Genomic DNA, 18483 nt, shown 5'->3' with positions numbered 1-18483 from the left:
GCCGGAACGGATCCGTGCGAGCCGGTCGCCATGCGGCGCCGGCTCCGATCCACATATTCGGGAGGAATGGACATGAAACTCAAGGCTCTGCTTGCCGCGATGCCGCTTCTCGCAACGAGCGCCGCCATCGCATTCGCCGATCAGCCAAAAACCGTCGGGCCGAATGGCGAGGCGCCGACGCCCGCCGCATCGCTCACCCTGAGCGACGCGGAGATCGAAACCGTCAGGTCCGGTAAGCACACGGCCGCGCTGGTCTGGCACGAGCTGTACGACTGGTCCAACGCCGTCGCCCAGGGCGCCAAGGACGAGTTCGCCCGGCTGGGCATCGAGGTCGTGGCGGAAACCGATGCCGGTTTCGACACCGCGCGCCAGAAGGCCGATGTCGAGACGGTGATGGCGCGCGATCCCTCGATCATCATCTCGCTGCCGATCGACCCGCCAACGGCGAAAACGGTCTACGGCCCGGCTAGGGATGCCGGTGTGGAACTGGTCTTCATCGACAATGCGGTTCAGGGTTTCACCCACGGCAAGGACTATACGACCGTGGTTTCCGCTGATCTCTTCCAGATCGGCAACAAGGCGGCGATCGCACTGGCCGACGCCATGGGCGGCAAGGGCAAGGTCGGCTACATGTTCCATGATGCCGACTTCCCGGTGACCAACCAGCGCGACGGCGCGTTCAAATGGACCATCGAGAACGCCTATCCGGAGATCGAGATCGTCATCGAATCGGGCATGACGGACCCGGCCAATGCCGAGGACATCGCCAGCGCCATGCTGTCGCGCAATCCCGATCTCGACGGCATCTACACGCCGTGGGCCGAGCCGGCGCTGGGCGTCCTGTCCGTCCTGCGCCAGCAGTCGAACGACCGCACCAAGGTGGTGACGATCGACCTCAACGAGCCGGCCGCGCTCGACATGCTGAAGGGCGGCAACATCGCCGCGATCGTCGCAGACGAGGCCTACCAGATCGGCGTCACCGCCGCGCGCGCCGCGGCCGCCGGCCTCCTCGACAAGCCGGTCGAGCCGTTCCTCGTCGTCGATGCGCTCGCGGTCGGTCCCGGCAATGTGGTCGATGGCTGGATGCAGTCGATGAACCGGCAGCCGCCGGACAGCGTCAAGGCAGCCGCCCAATAGCAATCCCGGCAGGGCGCGCCGGCGGCCTGCCCACCCGAAAAGTTCGTTCAGAGATACGACATGTTCCAGCGCACGCATGCGATTGCCAGAAAGTTCGATCTACAGGGCAGCGTCATCTATCTTGGCTTCATCGCGATCTTCCTCTTCTTCGCGGTCACGCTCGCCGATGACGGCTTCCTGACCACGCGAAACCTGTCGAACATCGTGCTCCAGACGGCGCCGGCGACGATCATGGCGATCGGCCTCGTCTTTGTCCTGTCGGCCGGTGAGATTGACCTCTCCTTCGGCTCCATCGTGGCGGTGGCAGCCCTTTCGGCCGCCGTGGTGATGCAGGAGCATTCCATGCTGCTCGGCATCCTGGCGGGCCTGGGAGCCGGGCTCGCCATCGGCTGGCTGAACGGTGCGCTGGTCGCCTATCTGCGCCTGCCGTCCTTCCTCGTCACCCTGGCGACGATGGGGCTGTTCGCCGGCGTCGCCCGCTCGATGACCGATCTGCGCTCCATCCCCGTCATCAGCGACGTCTTCACGGGCTTCTTCGGCTCGGGATCGCTGTTCGGCATTCCCTCGCTGATCCTGTGGACGCTGGGCGCGGTCATCATCGGCCACCTGATCTATCGCGAGACCCGGTTCGGCGCGCATGTGATCGCCACCGGCGACAATCCGCGCGCCGCGCAGGTCTCCGGCATCAAGGTGCCGCGCATCCGCCTGGCCGTGCTGATGGTCAGCGGCGGCTGTGCGGGCCTTGCGGGCCTGCTCTATGCCGGCCGCCTGCAGGCTGCGAAATACACGCTCGGCGAAAGCGACCTGATGACTGTCATCGCCGCCGTCATCGTCGGCGGTACGGCGCTGAACGGCGGCAAGGGGTCCGTCGTCGGCGCCCTGGTCGGGTCGCTGATGATGGGCATGCTCAACAACGGCCTGATCCTGATGGGCCTGTCGGTTTCCGACCAGATGATCGTCCGCGGTCTCATCATCCTGTTCGCCGTAGCCATTTCACTGCGTGGCACCAGCCGCGCCTGACGCCAGTTTCCGGGAGAAGTCCATGTTCCTCGACGTGCTGAGACGCCGAAATCCTTCCTTCATCGAGGCGGCGATCCGCCTGCATCAGGAAGGCCGCATCCCTGCCAATTCCTTCGTTCTCGATCTCGACGCCGTCGAGGAGAACGCGCGGCTGTTTCGCGCCGCAGCCGACCGGCACGGCCTGAAGGTCTTCGCCATGACCAAGCAGGTCGGGCGCAACAGCGGCTTTTGCCAGGCCATCATGCGGGGCGGGATCGATCGCGCGGTCGCTGTCGACATGGCCTGCGCCGTCGCCTGCGACAGGGCGGGGCTGAAGGTTGGCCATCTGGGGCATCTGGTTCAGATCCCCCGCTTCGAGGCCGACATGGCCGCTTCCCGGCTACGGCCCGACTACTGGACCGTGTTCAGCCGCGAGAAGGCCGGGGAGGCCGCCGCAGCCGCCAAGCGGGCAGGGCGCACGCAGGACCTCATGGCGCGCATCCAGACCGCCGGAGACACCTTCTATCGCGGGCATGAGGGCGGCTTCCCGGCGGACAAGGTCGCCGATGTGGCGGCGATGATCGATGCGCTCGACGGCGCCCGCTTCGCCGGGCTGACGACATTTCCCGCGCTTCTCTTCGATCAGGAGAAGAGGAAGGTCCTGCCGACCCACAATCTGACGACGCTGGCGCGCGCCGCGGCGGCGCTGGCGAAGGGCGGGCGCGGCGACATCGAGATCAACGCGCCGGGCACCACTTCTTCGATCGTGCTCGACATCCTGGCCGAGGCGGGCGCCACCCAGTGTGAACCCGGCAACGGCCTGCACGGCACCACCCCGCTGCACGCGGTGGAGGATCTGCCCGAACGTCCGGCCATGCTCTACCTGACCGAGGTGTCGCACCTGCACCAGGAGCGCGCCTATTGCTTTGGCGGCGGGCTCTACATCGACCCGGTTTTCCCGGACTATGACGTGAAGGCCATCGTCGCCGCCGAGCCGACCGCCTCGGCCGGCGCGCTCGCCAGCGTCGAGATCCCGTCCACCTCGGCAATCGACTATTACGGGATGATCGACACGACAGGCCAGGTCAAGCCGAAGACCGGCGACAGCGTCGTGTTCGGCTTCCGTGGGCAGGCCTTCGTCAAGCGCGGCTTCACGGTCGGCGTTTCGGGGATCGCGCGGGGCGAGCCGCGCGTCGAAACCATCGAGAACCCCTTCGGCGTCGCGCAAGACTGGCCGGAACTGAGGTAAGCCATGACCGGAACCGTAGAAGCGGCCGCAAGGCCAGTCCTGGAGCTGAACAACATCCACAAATCCTTCGGCGGCGTCGTCGCCATCGAGGATTTCTCGCTGGATCTGCGGGCCGGCGAGATCGTCGCGCTGGTCGGCGACAACGGCGCCGGCAAGTCGACCCTGATCAAGATCATCTCCGGCGTTCACGCGCCGACCTCCGGTTCCATCGCGCTCGACGGCGAGCCGGTGAGCTTTTCCGATGCCAGCAAGGCGCGCTCGAGCGGCATCGAGGTGGTCTATCAGGATCTGGCGCTGGCTGACCAGCAGCCGGTCTACATGAACCTGTTCCTCGGCCGCGAGAGGTTGCGTGGCCCCTTCGGCCTGCTCGACCGCAAGGCGATGATGCAGGAGACGCAGAAGCTGGTCGACGAGCTGGACGTGCGGATTCCCTCGGCCAGCGCCGTGATTCGCGATCTGTCGGGCGGCCAGCGTCAGGGCGTGGCGATCGCACGCGCCACCCATTGGGCGACAAAGCTCATTCTGCTCGACGAACCGACGGCGGCGCTCGGCGTCGCCGAGACGGCGAAGGTGGAGAAGATCGTGCTGGCGCTGAAGGAGCGCAACATGGCGACGCTCATCATCAGTCACAGCCTCGACCAGGTGTTCCGCCTGTCGGACCGCATCTGCGTCCTGCGGCGCGGCGTGCAGGTGGGCGTGCGCGAGACCGCGAAGACCGACAAGAACGAGATCGTCTCGATGATCACCGGCGTGGCGTGACGAGAGCCGCCCGCCGGCATGCATCATGCCGGTCCGCGCGCCGCCAAGCGCGGCATTTCCTGTGCAAAAGCCTGAGAAGAATGGTGGGCGATGACAGGCTCGAACTGCCGACATCTTCGGTGTAAACGAAGCGCTCTACCAACTGAGCTAATCGCCCATTCCACGCGGTCCGTTTAGGCGGTTCGCCGTCTCATCGCAAGCAAAAATGCCATTCGGGCGCGGCATTCGGGCCAATTGCAACAAACTGCGATAAAGCATGCCAACCCTGCTTGACACCTCCGTCAGAACCGCCTAATTCACCGCCCACGACGCGCTTCTGCTTCGGCGGAGCGCTTCAAGCGCGGGTGTAGCTCAGTTGGTTAGAGTGCCGGCCTGTCACGCCGGAGGTCGCGGGTTCGAGCCCCGTCACTCGCGCCACTTTCCTACGGAAAGTGGCCATCGCGCAAAGCGCAAAATCTTCAACCATTTAGCGGTTTCGCTTTCCCCGATCAGGTGTACCGACCGTCTTCCGGGTGAAGGCATCGGACGCTTCCGCGCCCGACACACCGGCCTCTGCGGTCTACAGGCGAAAGCTCCAATAGAGGCAGGCAAGGGTCGCCGCGCAGAAGCCGATGAAGGCGAGCGTGCGCAGCAGCGCGTTGCGGCGCAGCGCATCGAGGAACAGATGCGCTGCGATGACCGCGCCGGCAAAGCCGAACCGCCAGTCGAGAAGGACCCACAGCGCGCCGTCATTGCCGAAAGCAAAGCGGGCGATCTGCAGGCCGACGATCGTTGCCAGCAGGACCAGCGTCGTCGAATAGACGGGCGTGGCGGCGTTCGCGTGGACGAGGCCGGCGGCGCGCAGCGGCAGGATGGCGATCAACGCGCCCGCCAGGGCGTAGAGCGCGGCCAGCGGCACGAAGGTCGCGGAGCTGGCGACCTCGTCGAGGCGCGCGATGCCGAGGCTGCCGAAGCCGTAGCCCTTGACCTGCAGGGCGAAGCTGAGGGCGGCGAGCAGGCCGGTGAAGCCGGTGACGAGCAGGAAGGCTGAGGCTGTGCGGTTCATGGGTGGTCCTTTCCCGAATCGGGTTCGTTTCCACGGATAGGACGACGCTGCGTGTCTTCAAAGGGTGAATTGCGCGCGCGTGAACGGAAGGCACCTGGACGGCCGTCCGGCTTTCCCGCATCGGACCCTGCGACCCCGCGGGGAACGGCGAGGCAAAAAAAGCCCCGCGACGTCGGCCGCGGGGCAGGGTGGAGGTGCGGGTGACTGGTGGGAGAGGCCCGGCCGGCTACTGGACCAGCACCGGGCGCTCGCAATTGACGCCGGTAACGCGGATGTCGGCCTCGCCGACCTTCACCCCGACGAGCGCCAGCACGTTGTAGAGCAGCGTGTCGATCGGCTGGGCGACGCTGGACAGTGTGGCAGCCAGCGCGGCCTTGAGAAGCGGCTCGAGGCCGAGCGACAGCGTCAGGACGCGCACGTCCAGGTCCAGGTTCTGCAGCAGCGTCGCGGTGGTCGAACCGAGGATGTCCTTGGTCGAGACGCTCTTTATACGGCGCTGCGAAATGTCGGACCCCGAGAAGGTGAGGCGCGACATCTGCAGGTTCTTGGTTTCGACATGGGCCTTGCCGGAGATTTTGACCAGCCCGGCCGCATTGACGAGCTGCGCCTTGGTCACCCGCGCCTCGTCGGAGAAGTTCGACAGGACGGACGGATCGACGTCGCCGATAGCGATCTCAAGCACGCCGGGCACCGCATCGATCGCCACGGTGCCGCTGGTGGTCGATGCGGCGGAGCACTGGATGTCGGCGATACGCGCCTCCGCATGGGCCACCTCGACATAGAGTGGCAAATGGATTTTGGTGCCTGCGAGAAGCTGCAGACCGTTGATCTCCACGTCCAGCTTGAGCCGCGTCTGCGCCGTCCTGACCGCGGTGCCGATCGGCGCCAGCGCATGAGGCGGCGTGCCGACGGGTGGCTCGCCGATGGCGAGGCTGAGCTTAACGGCGCCAAGTCCGAGCAGGTTGATACCGCTGCCGATCTCGATCTGGTGACCGCCGTTCGACAGCGCTGCCGCCGCCGTGATCATTTCCAGCGCGCCGATCTTCATGTCCCAGGGCGCACCCGTGGCGACGGTCAGGGGACCCTTCGGATCGAGGTTCAGCAACTGCTCGAGCTTGAAGGTGCTGCTGGTCTTCGACGTGAGTGATTCCAGCGTCCGCAGCACCGCCTGCACGGTTCCCGGCACGCCGCTCGTCAGGCGCATAGCCGAGAGGAGTTGCGGCATGGTCAGGTCGGTCTGCAGGATCTCCTTATAGGTGAGGCCGGTCAGGCTGAGCCGCGTCGCCAGCGTGTTCACGAAGGACAGCACATTGACGTCGGCGTCGAGCAGGGCCTCGTAGTCCATGGCCTTGAGCGACACCGTGGTGCCGAGCATCTGCCCGAGGATGCCGTTCAGAATGCCGCCGTCGAGGCTGGCGAGGCGTGAGCCGATGGAGAAGCCCGCAAGCTTTTCCGCAGAAGCCGTGCCAACAACGCCGATCGGCGGTGGGTCGCTGAACAGCGATCCGAAGTACAGGACGCCTTCTTTTCTGATCGTTACTTTCGCGGCGTCCGGAGCGGTCGTCATTTCGACGAACCGCAGATTGCTGGCGACGGCTGGATCGGGGAAATACCGCCCGCGCACAAGGCGGGCGATTCCACGCTTCGCCTGCTCGATGTAGTTCTCCTGCGGCAGATAGTGGCCGTCGAGCAGCAGGCCGTCCGGTGTCTCGACGGCGATCTGCTCGTTGTTCAGGGAGAAGAACTGCGAGACCGCCGCTTCGGCGTTCTTGATGTCGGAAGCGGCGACGATGGAGGCGAGGTCCGCCGTCTTCTGCAGCTTTCGCTGCTGCAGCGTCAGGTTTCCGTAGTCCACGCCGAGCGCCAGACAGCCGATCATCACCGGCAGGATCAGGGCGAACAATGTCGCGACATTGCCGTTCCTGTCGCGCGTCAGCCCGCGCAAGCGTCTTGACAGGCGCGCCATGTCACAATCCCCCGATGCGGATCGTCGAAAAGCCACTGATCTCGCTGTCCGGCATCGCATAGGTATAGAGCGACCAGATCGGCAGATGCGAGGCGTCGTAGCTGACGCTCACCGTGAACTGGTTCGGATTTGCGCTGTCATCGGCGACGTCGACCTTGACCTGGTGCGCATCGATGAAGGGATGGCGCATCAGCGAGCGCTGGATGTAATCGCGGGCGAGGGTCTGCCGCTCCGCCTGAGACAGGCCCGCGACCGCAGCGCGTGCCGCGTCGGCGCTGACCTGTTGAACCGAATGGACCGCGCCCAGATAGATTCCATAAGCGATCATGGAGAAGACCGTCATGAAGAAGACGGGTGCGATGATCGCAAACTCCAGTGCGGCGGCGCCATTTGTTCGATGTAGGAAATTCCGAAAAACTGCTTTCTTCACGACACATACTCCCGAGCCCATGAGAAGCATCCGGCCCGAGGAATAAATAAAGTATAAACAAGAATATAAACTTATAGTCTTGATTTATGCAATCAAAGGTTACTTCAATGAATATTTTGCAACTATAGATTAATATGCGCATTCACCATACATGGCAACTTAGAGTTCTGCAAGTGCTGCTTGCAATTAACTTGTTTTCTGGCGGAGCTCGCTTTCCCAAGGGAAATGCAAGGGCTTTGGCGGCCATGCATGCACCCGAAAATTGTAAATCCATGAATTTTAGGTTTTAAGTACTTTTGGAGCAGTTGTAAGTCGAATGTTTCTTCGTCTCGCGGGAAACAATCCATGGGAGAGAACATTTATTTTTCAATTATGAGTGGATGCAAGACGTGACCCTAGGTCAATTGCGCGGTTTTCTGCCTGAAGCTTTGACTTGCTTGCCGGAAGGCGCGTTGCCTTGCAGGAGTGCGCGGCCGGATGGTCAGGCGGGTGCGCGGGTGAGATCGAGCAGCGCTCTGGAAAGATTGCCGCGTCCGGCGACCTCCACGCGTTCGAGGCCGAGCCAGCCGGCCATGATTTCGAGCTCCCGCAGCAGCGCCGCGCCTGTATGATCCGGTGCGCCCGGTTCCAGATGCGCGGCCTGCACCATGAGGCGCTTCCGCCCGCGATCGGCCTTCAGGTCGACACGCGCCACGATCCTGTCGCCGAGCAGGAAGGGCAGGACATAGTAGCCATGCACCCGCTTGTGCGCCGGCGTATAGATTTCGATGCGGTAGCGAAAGCCGAAGATCCGCTCGGCGCGCTGGCGTTCCCACACGACGGGATCGAAGGGAGCGAGCAGGGCGGCTCGGTTCAGCTTGCGCGGCAGCTGGGCGTCGCGATGCAGATAGGCCGGCTGCCGCCAGTTCCTGATCTCGACCTGCGTCAGTTCGCCTTCTTCGACGAGTTCGGCCACCCGCGCCTTTGAGGCGACCGGCGACAGGCGGAAATAGTCGCGCATGTCCGCTTCCGTCGCGACGCCGAGCGATCGCGCCGCGATGGCGATCAGCCGGCGCTGCGCGTCGACCTCGTCCGGTGTGGACGTGTTGACGACGGCTTCCGGCAGGACACGTTCCGGCAGGTCGTAGAGCCGCTCGAAGCTTGGCCGGCGCGAATGGGTGGTGATGCGCCCGCTCCAGAACAGCCATTCGAGGGCATGCTTGGTGGTGCTCCAGCCCCACCAGCCGCCGCTTCCTTTCTCGCCCTCGAAGTCGGACGCGGCGATCGGACCCCGCGCGGCAACCTCGTCGTGGACGCGGTTGATGAAGTCGCGCCTTTCCCGCCCGAACCGGGCGAGCTGCTTGTAGATGCCTTCGCCGCGCTCGGCGCGCGCCATCCGCCAGCGCAGCAGGGGCTGGGTCTCGACGGGCAGGAGGGAGGCCTCGTGCGCCCAGTATTCGAAAAGCATGCGCGGTTTGCGCGCCGCGGCTCGGTCGAGCAGGTCCGTCGCATAGGGGCCAAGCCGCGAGAAAAGCGGCATCAGATGCGCCCGCGCCACCACGTTGACGGAATCGATCTGCAGCAGCGCCGTCCGGTCGAGTGCGCGCCGCACATGCCGCCGCGTGACATCGCCGGCAGGGGTGCGGTCGGCAAAACCTTGTGCCGCAAGGGCTATTCGCCGCACCTCGCCGGGAGTGAGTCGTTCCCTGCGCATCATACCTCCACGAACCTCCAGGTGATTCCCGTTATGTTCCGTTGCAAAGGCGTAGCGGTTTCGCCGAGCCGCCGCCACCCGATTGCCCGTAAGGGGAGGGTTCTCCTGACATCCGCGCCGGGAGCGCGCCTCGGATCCGGCGTTCAGCGGCCGCCATGGCGTGGTTGTGAACAACGCGCCGATCGCCCGGTTTGCCGCGGCTTGCCGCCTGTCGGCGCTTGCACAATGCCGCAATCTGGCCAAGGTTTGACTTGCGTCCTCAAGCGCCCTGCGCTAACGCTCGCCGCATTGCAACATGAGCCTTGCCTTGCCGCTAAGGCTGACGGGTGTCCAGGCCCCGAATCGGGACCCAATACGCAGCCTCGCCCGCGGCGGGCAACGGAAAGTCGGACCATGAACGAGCTTCTGAGTTCATACCTACCCATAGTCATTTTCATCGGCGTGGCGCTGGTGGTGTGTCTTGCGCTGGTGGTCGCGCCCTTCATCGTCGCCTATCGCGATCCCGATCCGGAGAAGCTGTCGGCCTACGAGTGCGGCTTCAACGCCTTCGACGATGCGCGCATGAAGTTCGATGTGCGCTTCTATCTGGTGGCGATCCTGTTCATCATCTTCGATCTGGAAGTGGCGTTCCTGTTCCCGTGGGCCGTCTCCTTCGGCGAGATCGGTTGGCTCGGCTTCTGGTCGATGATGATCTTCCTGGGCGTTCTGACCATCGGCTTCATCTATGAATGGAAGAAGGGAGCGCTGGAATGGGATTGAGCGACCGCACCCTCATCGCCCCGCAGCCGAAGGGCCTTGTCGATCCGCACACCGGCAATCCGCTCGGGGCGGACGATCCGTTTTACGCCGGCATCAACAGCGAACTCTCCGACAAGGGTTTTCTGGTCACCTCCTCGGAAGCGCTGATCACCTGGGCGCGCACCGGCTCGCTGATGTGGATGACCTTCGGTCTCGCCTGCTGCGCCGTCGAGATGATGCATGTCTCGATGCCGCGCTACGACGCCGAGCGTTTCGGCATCGCGCCGCGCGCCTCACCGCGCCAGTCGGACGTGATGATCGTCGCCGGCACGCTGACCAATAAAATGGCGCCGGCGCTGCGCAAGGTCTACGACCAGATGCCCGAGCCGCGTTACGTCATCTCGATGGGGTCCTGCGCCAATGGCGGCGGCTACTACCACTATTCCTATTCCGTGGTGCGCGGCTGCGACCGCGTGGTGCCGGTCGATATCTATGTGCCGGGCTGCCCGCCCACGGCCGAGGCCCTGCTTTACGGCATTCTTCTTCTGCAGAAGAAAATCCGGCGCACCGGCACGATCGAACGTTAGAGGCGAATGATGAGCGAAGCGCTGAAGGACCTGGCGGCCTACGTCACGGAAAAGCTCGACGCGCAGATTCAGGATGCGGTCGTTGCTTACGGCGAACTGACCTTCCTGGTCGAGCCGGGCGACATCGTCGATGTCCTGACCTTTCTGAAGAACGACGTGCAGTGCCAGTTCTACGCCTTCATCGATATTTCGGGCGCCGACTACCCGGCGCGCGCCAAGCGTTTCGAGGTGGTCTACCACCTCCTGTCGCCGCGCCAGAACCAGCGGGTACGCGTCAAGGTGTCGACCGACGAGGACACGCCGGTCCCCTCGACAGTCGAGGTCTTCCCGGCCTCCGACTGGTTCGAGCGCGAGATCTACGATCTGTACGGCGTACTCTTCACCGGCCATCCGGACTTGCGCCGCATCCTGACCGACTACGGCTTCGAGGGGCATCCGCTGCGCAAGGATTTTCCGCTGACGGGCTTTGTCGAGGTGCGCTACGACGATGACGCCAAGCGCGTCGTCTACGAGCCGGTCGAACTGCGCCAGGAGTTCCGCGACTTCGATTTCCTCTCGCCCTGGGAAGGGACGGATTACGTCCTGCCGGGCGATGAAAAGGCGAAAGAGTGAATGAAGCGAATAGGGAGTAGCGAATAGCGAATAGAGGGGCGGGGTTGGTGATCAACTCGTATCGGGACCTTCTGGTATGGAAAGCGGCGATGGATCTGGCGACGGAGTGCTATCGCGCTACTAGCGGCTTCCCTGCCTCAGAGACCTACGGTCTTACGAGCCAGATTCGAAGGTCGGCGAGCTCGATACCTGCGAACATCGCCGAAGGGCATGGTCGCAAACTAACCGGCCCCTTTGTTCAGTTTCTGCGCATTGCGCAGGGTTCGCTAAAAGAGCTTGAGACGCATCTGATGCTGGCGTCGCGGTTGAGTTTCTTGGAAGAAAACAGGCTGCAGGATTTGCTCCAGGCTGCCGAAGAGATTGGAAAGATGATTAGATCAATGATCCGGCGGTTACAGGAAAAATCGGCATGATGGGATCGCTTTCTATTCGCTATTCGCTATTCGCTATTCGCTCTGGCCGCGAAGGGGCCATGCGTCATGCCTGAAGCATCCGTTCGTAACTTCAACATCAATTTCGGCCCGCAGCACCCGGCCGCGCACGGTGTTCTGCGTCTGGTGCTGGAACTGGACGGCGAGGTCGTCGAGCGCGTCGATCCGCATATCGGCCTTTTGCATCGCGGCACCGAGAAGCTGATCGAGGCCAAGACCTACCTGCAGGCCGTGCCCTATTTCGACCGGCTCGACTATGTCGCGCCGATGAACCAGGAGCACGCCTTCGCGCTCGCTGTCGAGCGGCTTCTGGACATCGAAGTGCCGATCCGCGGCCAGTTGATCCGCGTCCTCTTCTCCGAGATCGGCCGCATCCTGTCGCATCTCCTCAATGTCACCACGCAGGCGATGGACGTCGGCGCGCTGACCCCGCCGCTCTGGGGCTTCGAGGAGCGCGAGAAGCTGATGGTGTTCTATGAGCGCGCCTGCGGCGCGCGCATGCACGCCGCCTATTTCCGTCCCGGCGGCGTCCATCAGGACATTCCCGACCATCTGGTCGAGGACATCGGCAAGTGGATCGACCCGTTCCTGGTGACGGTGAAGAACCTCGACGACCTCCTGACCGGCAACCGCATCTTCAAGCAGCGCAACGTCGACATCGGCGTCGTCAGCCTGGAGGACGCCTGGGCCTGGGGGTTCTCCGGCGTGATGGTGCGCGGCTCGGGCGCGGCCTGGGACCTGCGCAAGAGCCAGCCCTACGAATGCTATCCGCAGATGGAGTTCGACATCCCCATCGGCAAGAACGGCGATTGCTACGACCGCTATCTGATCCGCATGGAAGAGATGCGCCAGTCGGCGAAGATCATGCGCCAGTGCGTCGATCGCCTTCTGGGCGCGCAGCGCACCGGTCCGGTCTCCAACATGGACGGCAAGGTCGTTCCGCCCAAGCGCGGCCAGATGAAGCGCTCGATGGAAGCGCTGATCCATCACTTCAAGCTCTACACGGAAGGCTATCGCGTTCCTGAGGGCGAGGTGTATGCCGCCGTCGAAGCGCCGAAGGGCGAGTTCGGCGTCTATCTCGTCTCCGACGGGTCCAACAAGCCCTACCGCTGCAAACTGCGCGCGCCGGGCTTCGCGCATCTCCAGGCCATGGATTTCCTGTGCCGCGGCCATCTCCTGGCCGACGTCTCCGCCGTCCTTGGCTCCCTCGACATCGTGTTTGGTGAGGTAGACAGATAAATGTCAGTCCGCCGTCTCGCAGACGAAGCCGTCCAGCCGGCATCCTTCGCCTTCTCCCGCGCCATGGGCACGGAGGCGAAGCGCTGGATCAAGAAATACCCCAAGGGGCGCGAGCAGTCGGCAGTCATCCCGCTGCTGATGCTGGCGCAGGAGCAGGACGGCTGGGTCACCCGCGCCGCCATCGAGCACGTGGCCGACATGCTCGACATGCCGCTGATCCGCGTTCTCGAGGTGGCGACCTTCTACACCCAGTTCCAGCTGGCCCCGGTCGGCACCCGCGCGCATATCCAGGTCTGCGGCACCACGCCCTGCATGCTGCGCGGCGCCGGCGAGCTGATCGAATTGTGCAAGTCGAAGATCCATCCGGAACCCTTCCACACCAATGAGGGCGGCACGCTCTCCTGGGAGGAGGTCGAGTGCCAGGGCGCCTGTGTCAACGCGCCGATGGTGATGATCTTCAAGGACACCTATGAGGATTTGACGCCGGAGCGTCTCGACGAGATCATCGACGAGTTCGAGGCGGGCAGGGGCGATAGTGTCAGGACCGGCCCGCAGGTGGACCGCATCTTTTCCGCCCCGATGGGCGGCCTGACCGCGCTGACCGACGAGAAGGCGGTCACCGGCAAGGGCCGCGCCAAGGCCACCGCAGCCGGGGCAACGGGCGCCAGGGTGCCGCCGTCGAAGGCCGCCAGGCCGAAGACCGATGCCGTCGAGACGGCCAAGGCCATCGCATCGCCGTCGCCGGTGAAGGCTGACGAGGGATCGGCCGGGAAGGCGCGGGCAAAGAAGGCGGCCAAGCCGAGCCTCGAGGACAAGAACCGTCCGCAGGGCATCGCCCGGCCGTCCGCCGTCGACGACCTCAAGATGATCTCCGGCGTCGGCCCGAAGATCGAGGGCATCCTGCACGATCTCGGCATCTTCACCTTCGCGCAGGTCTCGAAGTGGAAGAAGGCCGAGCGTGAATGGGTCGACGGCTACCTGAGTTTTCACGGCCGCATCGAGCGCGAGGACTGGGTCAGGCAGGCCAAGGCGCTCGCCAAGGGCGGCGAGGCCGAATACATCAAAGTCTTCGGCAAGAAGCCACGGTGAGGGACTAGAGCATGCTCGCTGACAAGGACCGCATCTTCAACAATATCTACGGCCAGTTCGACCGCTCGCTCAAGGGCGTCATGGCGCGCGGCCACTGGGACAACACCAGGGGCCTGATCGACAAGGGCCGCGACTGGATCATCAACGAGATGAAGGCGTCCGGCCTGCGCGGCCGCGGCGGCGCCGGCTTCCCGACCGGCCTGAAATGGTCGTTCATGCCGAAGGATCCGGGCGACCGGCCGCATTATCTGGTCGTCAACGCCGACGAGTCCGAGCCCGGCACCTGCAAGGACCGCGACATCATGCGCCACGACCCGCACACGCTGGTCGAGGGCTGCCTGATCGCCGGCTTCGCCATGGGCGCACACGCGGCCTACATCTATGTGCGCGGCGAGTTCATCCGCGAGCGCGAGGCGCTGCAGCGCGCCATCGATGAGTGCTACGACGCGGGCCTGATCGGCAAGAACAACAAGAACGGCTGGGACATGGACGTCTACGTCCATCACGGCGCGGGCGCCTATATCTGCGGCGAGGAAACCGCACTTCTGGAAAGCCTGGAGGGCAAGAAGGGCCAGCCGCGCCTCAAACCGCCGTTTCCGGCCAATGTCGGTCTCTATGGCTGCCCGACCACCGTCAACAACGTTGAGTCCATCGCCGTCGCGCCGACAATCCTGCGCCGCGGCGCCTCGTGGTTCTCCTCCTTCGGGCGCGAGAACAACAAGGGCACGAAGCTGTTCTGCATCTCAGGCCACGTGAACAACCCGTGCACGGTGGAAGAGGAGATGTCGATCCCCTTCCGCGAGCTGATCGAGCGCCATTGCGGCGGCATCAGGGGCGGCTGGGATAATCTTCTGGCGGTGATTCCGGGTGGCTCCTCGGTGCCACTGGTTCCCGCGCACGAGATCATCGACACGCCGATGGATTTCGATGCCCTGCGCGAGCTGAAATCCGGCCTCGGCACCGCCGCCGTGATCGTCATGGACAAGTCCACCGACATCGTGAAGGCGATCGCCCGGCTCTCCTATTTCTACAAGCACGAGAGCTGCGGCCAGTGCACGCCGTGCCGCGAGGGTACGGGCTGGATGTGGCGCGTGATGGAGCGCCTCGTCGTCGGCCAGGCGCAGAAGCACGAGATCGACATGCTGCTCGACGTGACCAAGCAGGTGGAAGGCCACACGATCTGCGCGCTGGGCGACGCGGCCGCATGGCCGATCCAGGGGCTCGTGCGCCATTTCCGACCGGAGATCGAACGGCGCATCGACGAATTCAGCCGCAACGCCCACCAGGCACCCCCGGTGCTGGTGGCGGCGGAGTAAGAGCGAAGTTTTTTGCTCCGGAAGGGGCGAGAGGTAAGCGGACAGCGACCATGGCAAAATTGAAAGTCGACGGCACGGAGATCGAGGTACCCGATCACTACACGCTGTTGCAGGCCGCCGAGGAAGCGGGCGCGGAAGTGCCGCGCTTCTGCTTCCATGAGCGCCTGTCGATCGCCGGCAATTGCCGCATGTGCCTGGTCGAGGTGAAGGGCGGACCGCCCAAGCCGGCGGCCTCCTGCGCCATGGGCGTGCGCGACCTGCGCCCCGGCCCGAACGGCGAGCCGCCGGAAGTCTTCACCAACACGCCGATGGTCAAGAAGGCCCGCGAAGGCGTGATGGAGTTCCTGCTCATCAACCACCCGCTCGATTGCCCGATCTGCGATCAGGGCGGCGAATGCGACCTGCAGGACCAGGCGATGGCCTTCGGTGTCGATTCCTCGCGCTATCACGAGAACAAGCGCGCGGTGGAGGACAAGTATATCGGGCCGCTGGTCAAGACGATCATGACCCGCTGCATCCACTGCACGCGCTGCGTCCGCTTCACCACTGAAATCGCAGGCATTTCCGAGCTTGGCCTGATCGGCCGCGGCGAGGACGCCGAGATCACCACCTATCTCGAGCAGGCGATGACCTCCGAGCTGCAGGGGAACGTCATCGACCTGTGCCCGGTCGGCGCGCTGACCTCGAAGCCGTATGCCTTCCAGGCGCGCCCGTGGGAACTGAACAAGACCCAGTCCATCGACGTGATGGACGCCGTCGGCTCGGCCATCCGCGTCGACACGCGCGGCCGCGAGGTGATGCGCATCATGCCGCGCATCAACGAGGCGGTGAACGAGGAGTGGATTTCCGACAAGACCCGCTTCATCTGGGATGGCCTCAGGACCCAGCGCCTCGATCGTCCCTATGTGCGCAAGGGCAAGCGCCTGCAGCCGGCAAGCTGGGCGGAGGCGTTCGATGCCATCGCCAAGGCGGTCGGCAAGGCGGCGCCCGAGAAGGTCGGCGCCATCGCCGGCGACCTGGCGAGCGTCGAGGAGATGTATGCGCTGAAGGCGCTGATGCAGTCGCTCGGTTCGCAGAACATCGACTGCCGTCAGGATGGCACGGCGCTCGACCCGGCCGCCGGCCGCGCCTCCTACCTGTTCAACCCCGGCATCGAGGGCATCGAGCAGGCCGATGCGCTGCTCATCGTCGGCGCCAATCCGCGTTTCGAGGCCTCCGTGCTGAACGCCCGCATCCGCAAGCGCTGGCGCATGGGCGATTTCCCCATCGGCGTCATCGGCGAGATGGGCGATCTGCGCTACGACCACGAGATGCTCGGCGCCGGCCCGGAGACGCTGAAGGAGCTTGTCGACGGCACGCACAAATTCGCGTCGGTCCTGAAGAAGGCGAAGCGTCCGATGATCATCGTCGGGCAGGGGGCGCTCACCCGCAGCGACGGCGCGGCCATTCTCGGCCTTGCCGCCCGGCTTGCCGATGGCGTCAAGGCCGTTACCGGCGACTGGAACGGTTTTGCCGTGCTGCACACGGCGGCTGCCCGCGTCGGTGGCCTGGACCTCGGCTTCGTGCCGGGCAAGGGCGGCAAGGACGTGGCCGGCATGATGGGCGCGATGGACGTCCTGTTCCTGCTCGGCGCGGACGAGATCGACATGAACGCCATCGGCGATGCCTTCACGGTCTATGTCGGAACCCATGGTGATGCGGGCGCGCACCGCGCCGACGTGATCCTGCCGGGCGCCACCTATACGGAGAAATCCGGCACTTACGTCAACACCGAGGGCCGCGTGCAGGTGACCAACCGCGCCGGTTTCGCGCCGGGCGAGGCGAAGGAAGACTGGGCCATCCTGCGCGCCCTGTCGGACGTGCTGGGCCACAGGCTGCCCTTCGATTCGCTCACCGCGCTGCGTGCTGCGCTTTACGCCGAGCACAAGCATTTTGCGGCGATCAACACGGTCGCGGCGGCCGACGCTTCGGCTGTTGCCGGTCTCGCCAAGCTCGGCGGACGCCTCACCAAGGCTCCCTTCGCCTCGGCGGTGAAGGATTTCTATCTCACCAACCCGATTGCGCGCGCTTCGGCCGTCATGGCCGAATGCTCGGCGCTGGCGCGGGGCGAACTGAAACAGGCGGCCGAGTAGAGACGCATGGAACTTTTCTTCGCAACTTACGTCCTTCCCGGGCTGATCATCCTGCTGAAATCGGTGGTGATGATCGTCGTCCTGCTGATCTTCGTCGCCTATATCCTCTATGCCGACCGCAAGATCTGGGCGGCGGTGCAACTGCGCCGTGGCCCGAACGTCGTCGGTCCCTGGGGTCTGTTCCAGGCCTTTGCCGACCTGTTCAAGTTCGTCTTCAAGGAACCGGTCATCCCGTCCGGCGCCAACAAGGGCGTGTTCCTCCTGGCGCCCGTGGTGGCCGCCGTCCTGGCGCTGGCCGCCTGGGCGGTGATCCCGGTCGATGAAGGCTGGGCGATCGCCAACGTCAATATCGGCATCCTCTATGTCTTCGCCATCGCCTCGCTGGAAGTCTACGGCGTCATCATGGGCGGCTGGGCGTCGAACTCGAAATACCCGTTCCTCGGCGCGCTGCGCTCCGCCGCGCAGATGGTGTCCTACGAAGTCTCCATCGGCTTCGTCATCGTCACCGTGCTCCTGACGGTCGGCTCGCTCAACCTGACCGATATCGTTCTGGCGCAGGGCGACGGCCTCGGCACCATGCTCGGCCTGCCGAACACCTTCCTGGACTGGAACTGGCTGGCGCTGTTCCCGATGTTCATCGTCTTCTTCATCTCGGCGCTCGCCGAGACGAACCGTCCGCCCTTCGACCTCGTGGAAGCAGAATCCGAACTCGTCGCCGGTCACATGATCGAATACTCCTCGACGCCGTTCCTGCTCTTCTTCCTGGGCGAGTATGTCGCCATCGTCCTGATGTGCGCGCTGACCACCATCTTGTTCCTCGGTGGCTGGCTGCCGCCTTTCGATTTCGCGCCGTTCACCTGGCTGCCGGGCATCGTCTGGTTCGTCCTCAAGGTGTGCATGGTCTTCTTCATGTTCGCCCTGGTGAAGTCCTTCGTGCCGCGCTACCGCTACGACCAGCTCATGCGCCTCGGCTGGAAGGTGTTCCTGCCGCTGTCGCTGTTCATGGTCGTCGCGACGGCTGCGTTCCTGAAATTCACCGGGATGGCGTGACGATGTCGATG

General features: G+C 64.4%; 17 protein-coding genes and 2 tRNA genes. 14 read left to right on the top strand and 5 right to left on the bottom strand.

Annotated features, from left to right (window positions below):
• The first annotated feature begins 72 nt into the window (after window positions 1–72).
• From NA2_RS03190 to NA2_RS03175, 4 genes are read left to right on the top strand one after another with little or no spacing between them, the layout of a single operon-like run.
• Window positions 73–1137 (top strand): substrate-binding domain-containing protein, encoded by a 1065-nt coding sequence (locus NA2_RS03190; protein WP_040676682.1) that lies wholly within the window; start codon window positions 73–75, stop codon window positions 1135–1137.
• A gap of 60 nt (window positions 1138–1197) precedes the next feature.
• Entirely contained in the window at window positions 1198–2157 is a 960-nt protein-coding gene (locus NA2_RS03185) for an ABC transporter permease (RefSeq protein ID WP_008594104.1), read from the top strand.
• 22 nt (window positions 2158–2179) lie between these two features.
• Complete coding sequence (locus NA2_RS03180; protein ID WP_008594102.1) at window positions 2180–3385, top strand: alanine racemase; 1206 nt, start codon at window positions 2180–2182, stop codon at window positions 3383–3385.
• Between the two features lie 3 nt (window positions 3386–3388).
• Window positions 3389–4144, top strand: coding sequence for an ATP-binding cassette domain-containing protein (locus NA2_RS03175; protein WP_008594100.1), 756 nt, complete (start codon window positions 3389–3391; stop codon window positions 4142–4144).
• Window positions 4145–4225: 81 nt separating this feature from the next.
• Here NA2_RS03175 and NA2_RS03170 read toward each other — a convergent pair.
• Window positions 4226–4301 (bottom strand) — tRNA-Val (locus tag NA2_RS03170).
• Window positions 4302–4484: 183 nt separating this feature from the next.
• Between NA2_RS03170 and NA2_RS03165 the strand changes: the two genes are divergently transcribed.
• A tRNA-Asp gene (locus NA2_RS03165) sits at window positions 4485–4561 on the top strand.
• 142 nt (window positions 4562–4703) lie between these two features.
• Here the strand turns inward: NA2_RS03165 and NA2_RS03160 are convergent.
• The 4 genes from NA2_RS03160 to NA2_RS03145 all read right to left on the bottom strand — a co-directional run bounded on the left by NA2_RS03160 (window position 4704) and on the right by NA2_RS03145 (window position 9281).
• On the bottom strand, window positions 4704–5189 hold the full coding sequence (locus NA2_RS03160; RefSeq protein ID WP_008594099.1) for a hypothetical protein: 486 nt from the start codon (window positions 5187–5189) through the stop codon (window positions 4704–4706).
• 226 nt (window positions 5190–5415) lie between these two features.
• Window positions 5416–7155 (bottom strand): pilus assembly protein TadG-related protein, encoded by a 1740-nt coding sequence (locus tag NA2_RS03155; RefSeq protein ID WP_040676604.1) that lies wholly within the window; start codon window positions 7153–7155, stop codon window positions 5416–5418.
• A gap of 1 nt (window position 7156) precedes the next feature.
• Complete coding sequence (locus tag NA2_RS03150; RefSeq protein WP_051011531.1) at window positions 7157–7606, bottom strand: TadE/TadG family type IV pilus assembly protein; 450 nt, start codon at window positions 7604–7606, stop codon at window positions 7157–7159.
• Between the two features lie 460 nt (window positions 7607–8066).
• Window positions 8067–9281, bottom strand: a complete 1215-nt coding sequence (locus NA2_RS03145; protein WP_008594092.1) for a winged helix-turn-helix domain-containing protein — start codon at window positions 9279–9281, stop codon at window positions 8067–8069.
• A gap of 390 nt (window positions 9282–9671) precedes the next feature.
• Here NA2_RS03145 and NA2_RS03140 point away from each other — a divergent pair, with 390 nt between their 5' ends.
• From NA2_RS03140 to nuoH, 9 genes are all read left to right on the top strand, one after another.
• Window positions 9672–10037 carry an NADH-quinone oxidoreductase subunit A gene (locus tag NA2_RS03140; RefSeq protein WP_008594089.1) on the top strand — a complete coding sequence of 122 codons (366 nt, stop codon included), beginning with the start codon at window positions 9672–9674 and terminating at the stop codon, window positions 10035–10037.
• Window positions 10028–10603, top strand: coding sequence for a NuoB/complex I 20 kDa subunit family protein (locus NA2_RS03135; RefSeq protein ID WP_040676601.1), 576 nt, complete (start codon window positions 10028–10030; stop codon window positions 10601–10603). Before NA2_RS03140 ends, NA2_RS03135 begins: the two co-directional genes overlap by 10 nt.
• 9 nt (window positions 10604–10612) lie before the next feature.
• Window positions 10613–11215 (top strand): NADH-quinone oxidoreductase subunit C, encoded by a 603-nt coding sequence (locus NA2_RS03130; RefSeq protein ID WP_008594085.1) that lies wholly within the window; start codon window positions 10613–10615, stop codon window positions 11213–11215.
• A 44-nt stretch (window positions 11216–11259) separates the two neighbouring features.
• A complete protein-coding gene (locus NA2_RS03125; RefSeq protein WP_081582597.1) occupies window positions 11260–11628 on the top strand; it encodes a four helix bundle protein in 369 nt (122 codons plus the stop codon).
• Window positions 11629–11694: 66 nt separating this feature from the next.
• Window positions 11695–12885 carry an NADH-quinone oxidoreductase subunit D gene (locus NA2_RS03120; RefSeq protein WP_008594081.1) on the top strand — a complete coding sequence of 397 codons (1191 nt, stop codon included), beginning with the start codon at window positions 11695–11697 and terminating at the stop codon, window positions 12883–12885.
• Window positions 12886–13974 (top strand): NADH-quinone oxidoreductase subunit NuoE, encoded by a 1089-nt coding sequence (gene nuoE, locus NA2_RS03115; protein WP_008594079.1) that lies wholly within the window; start codon window positions 12886–12888, stop codon window positions 13972–13974. It begins immediately after the preceding gene.
• 11 nt (window positions 13975–13985) lie between these two features.
• Window positions 13986–15290, top strand: coding sequence for an NADH-quinone oxidoreductase subunit NuoF (gene nuoF, locus NA2_RS03110; protein ID WP_008594076.1), 1305 nt, complete (start codon window positions 13986–13988; stop codon window positions 15288–15290).
• Window positions 15291–15340: 50 nt separating this feature from the next.
• Window positions 15341–17422 carry an NADH-quinone oxidoreductase subunit NuoG gene (nuoG, locus tag NA2_RS03105; RefSeq protein WP_008594073.1) on the top strand — a complete coding sequence of 694 codons (2082 nt, stop codon included), beginning with the start codon at window positions 15341–15343 and terminating at the stop codon, window positions 17420–17422.
• Window positions 17423–17428: 6 nt separating this feature from the next.
• Entirely contained in the window at window positions 17429–18472 is a 1044-nt protein-coding gene (gene nuoH / locus NA2_RS03100; RefSeq protein ID WP_008594071.1) for an NADH-quinone oxidoreductase subunit NuoH, read from the top strand.
• Window positions 18473–18483: the final 11 nt, after the last annotated feature.

This window comes from Nitratireductor pacificus pht-3B, from assembly GCF_000300335.1.
GTDB lineage: Bacteria > Pseudomonadota > Alphaproteobacteria > Rhizobiales > Rhizobiaceae > Nitratireductor > Nitratireductor pacificus.
Note: the sequence above shows the minus strand (reverse complement) of the source record. Positions and strands in the feature narration are given on the sequence as shown.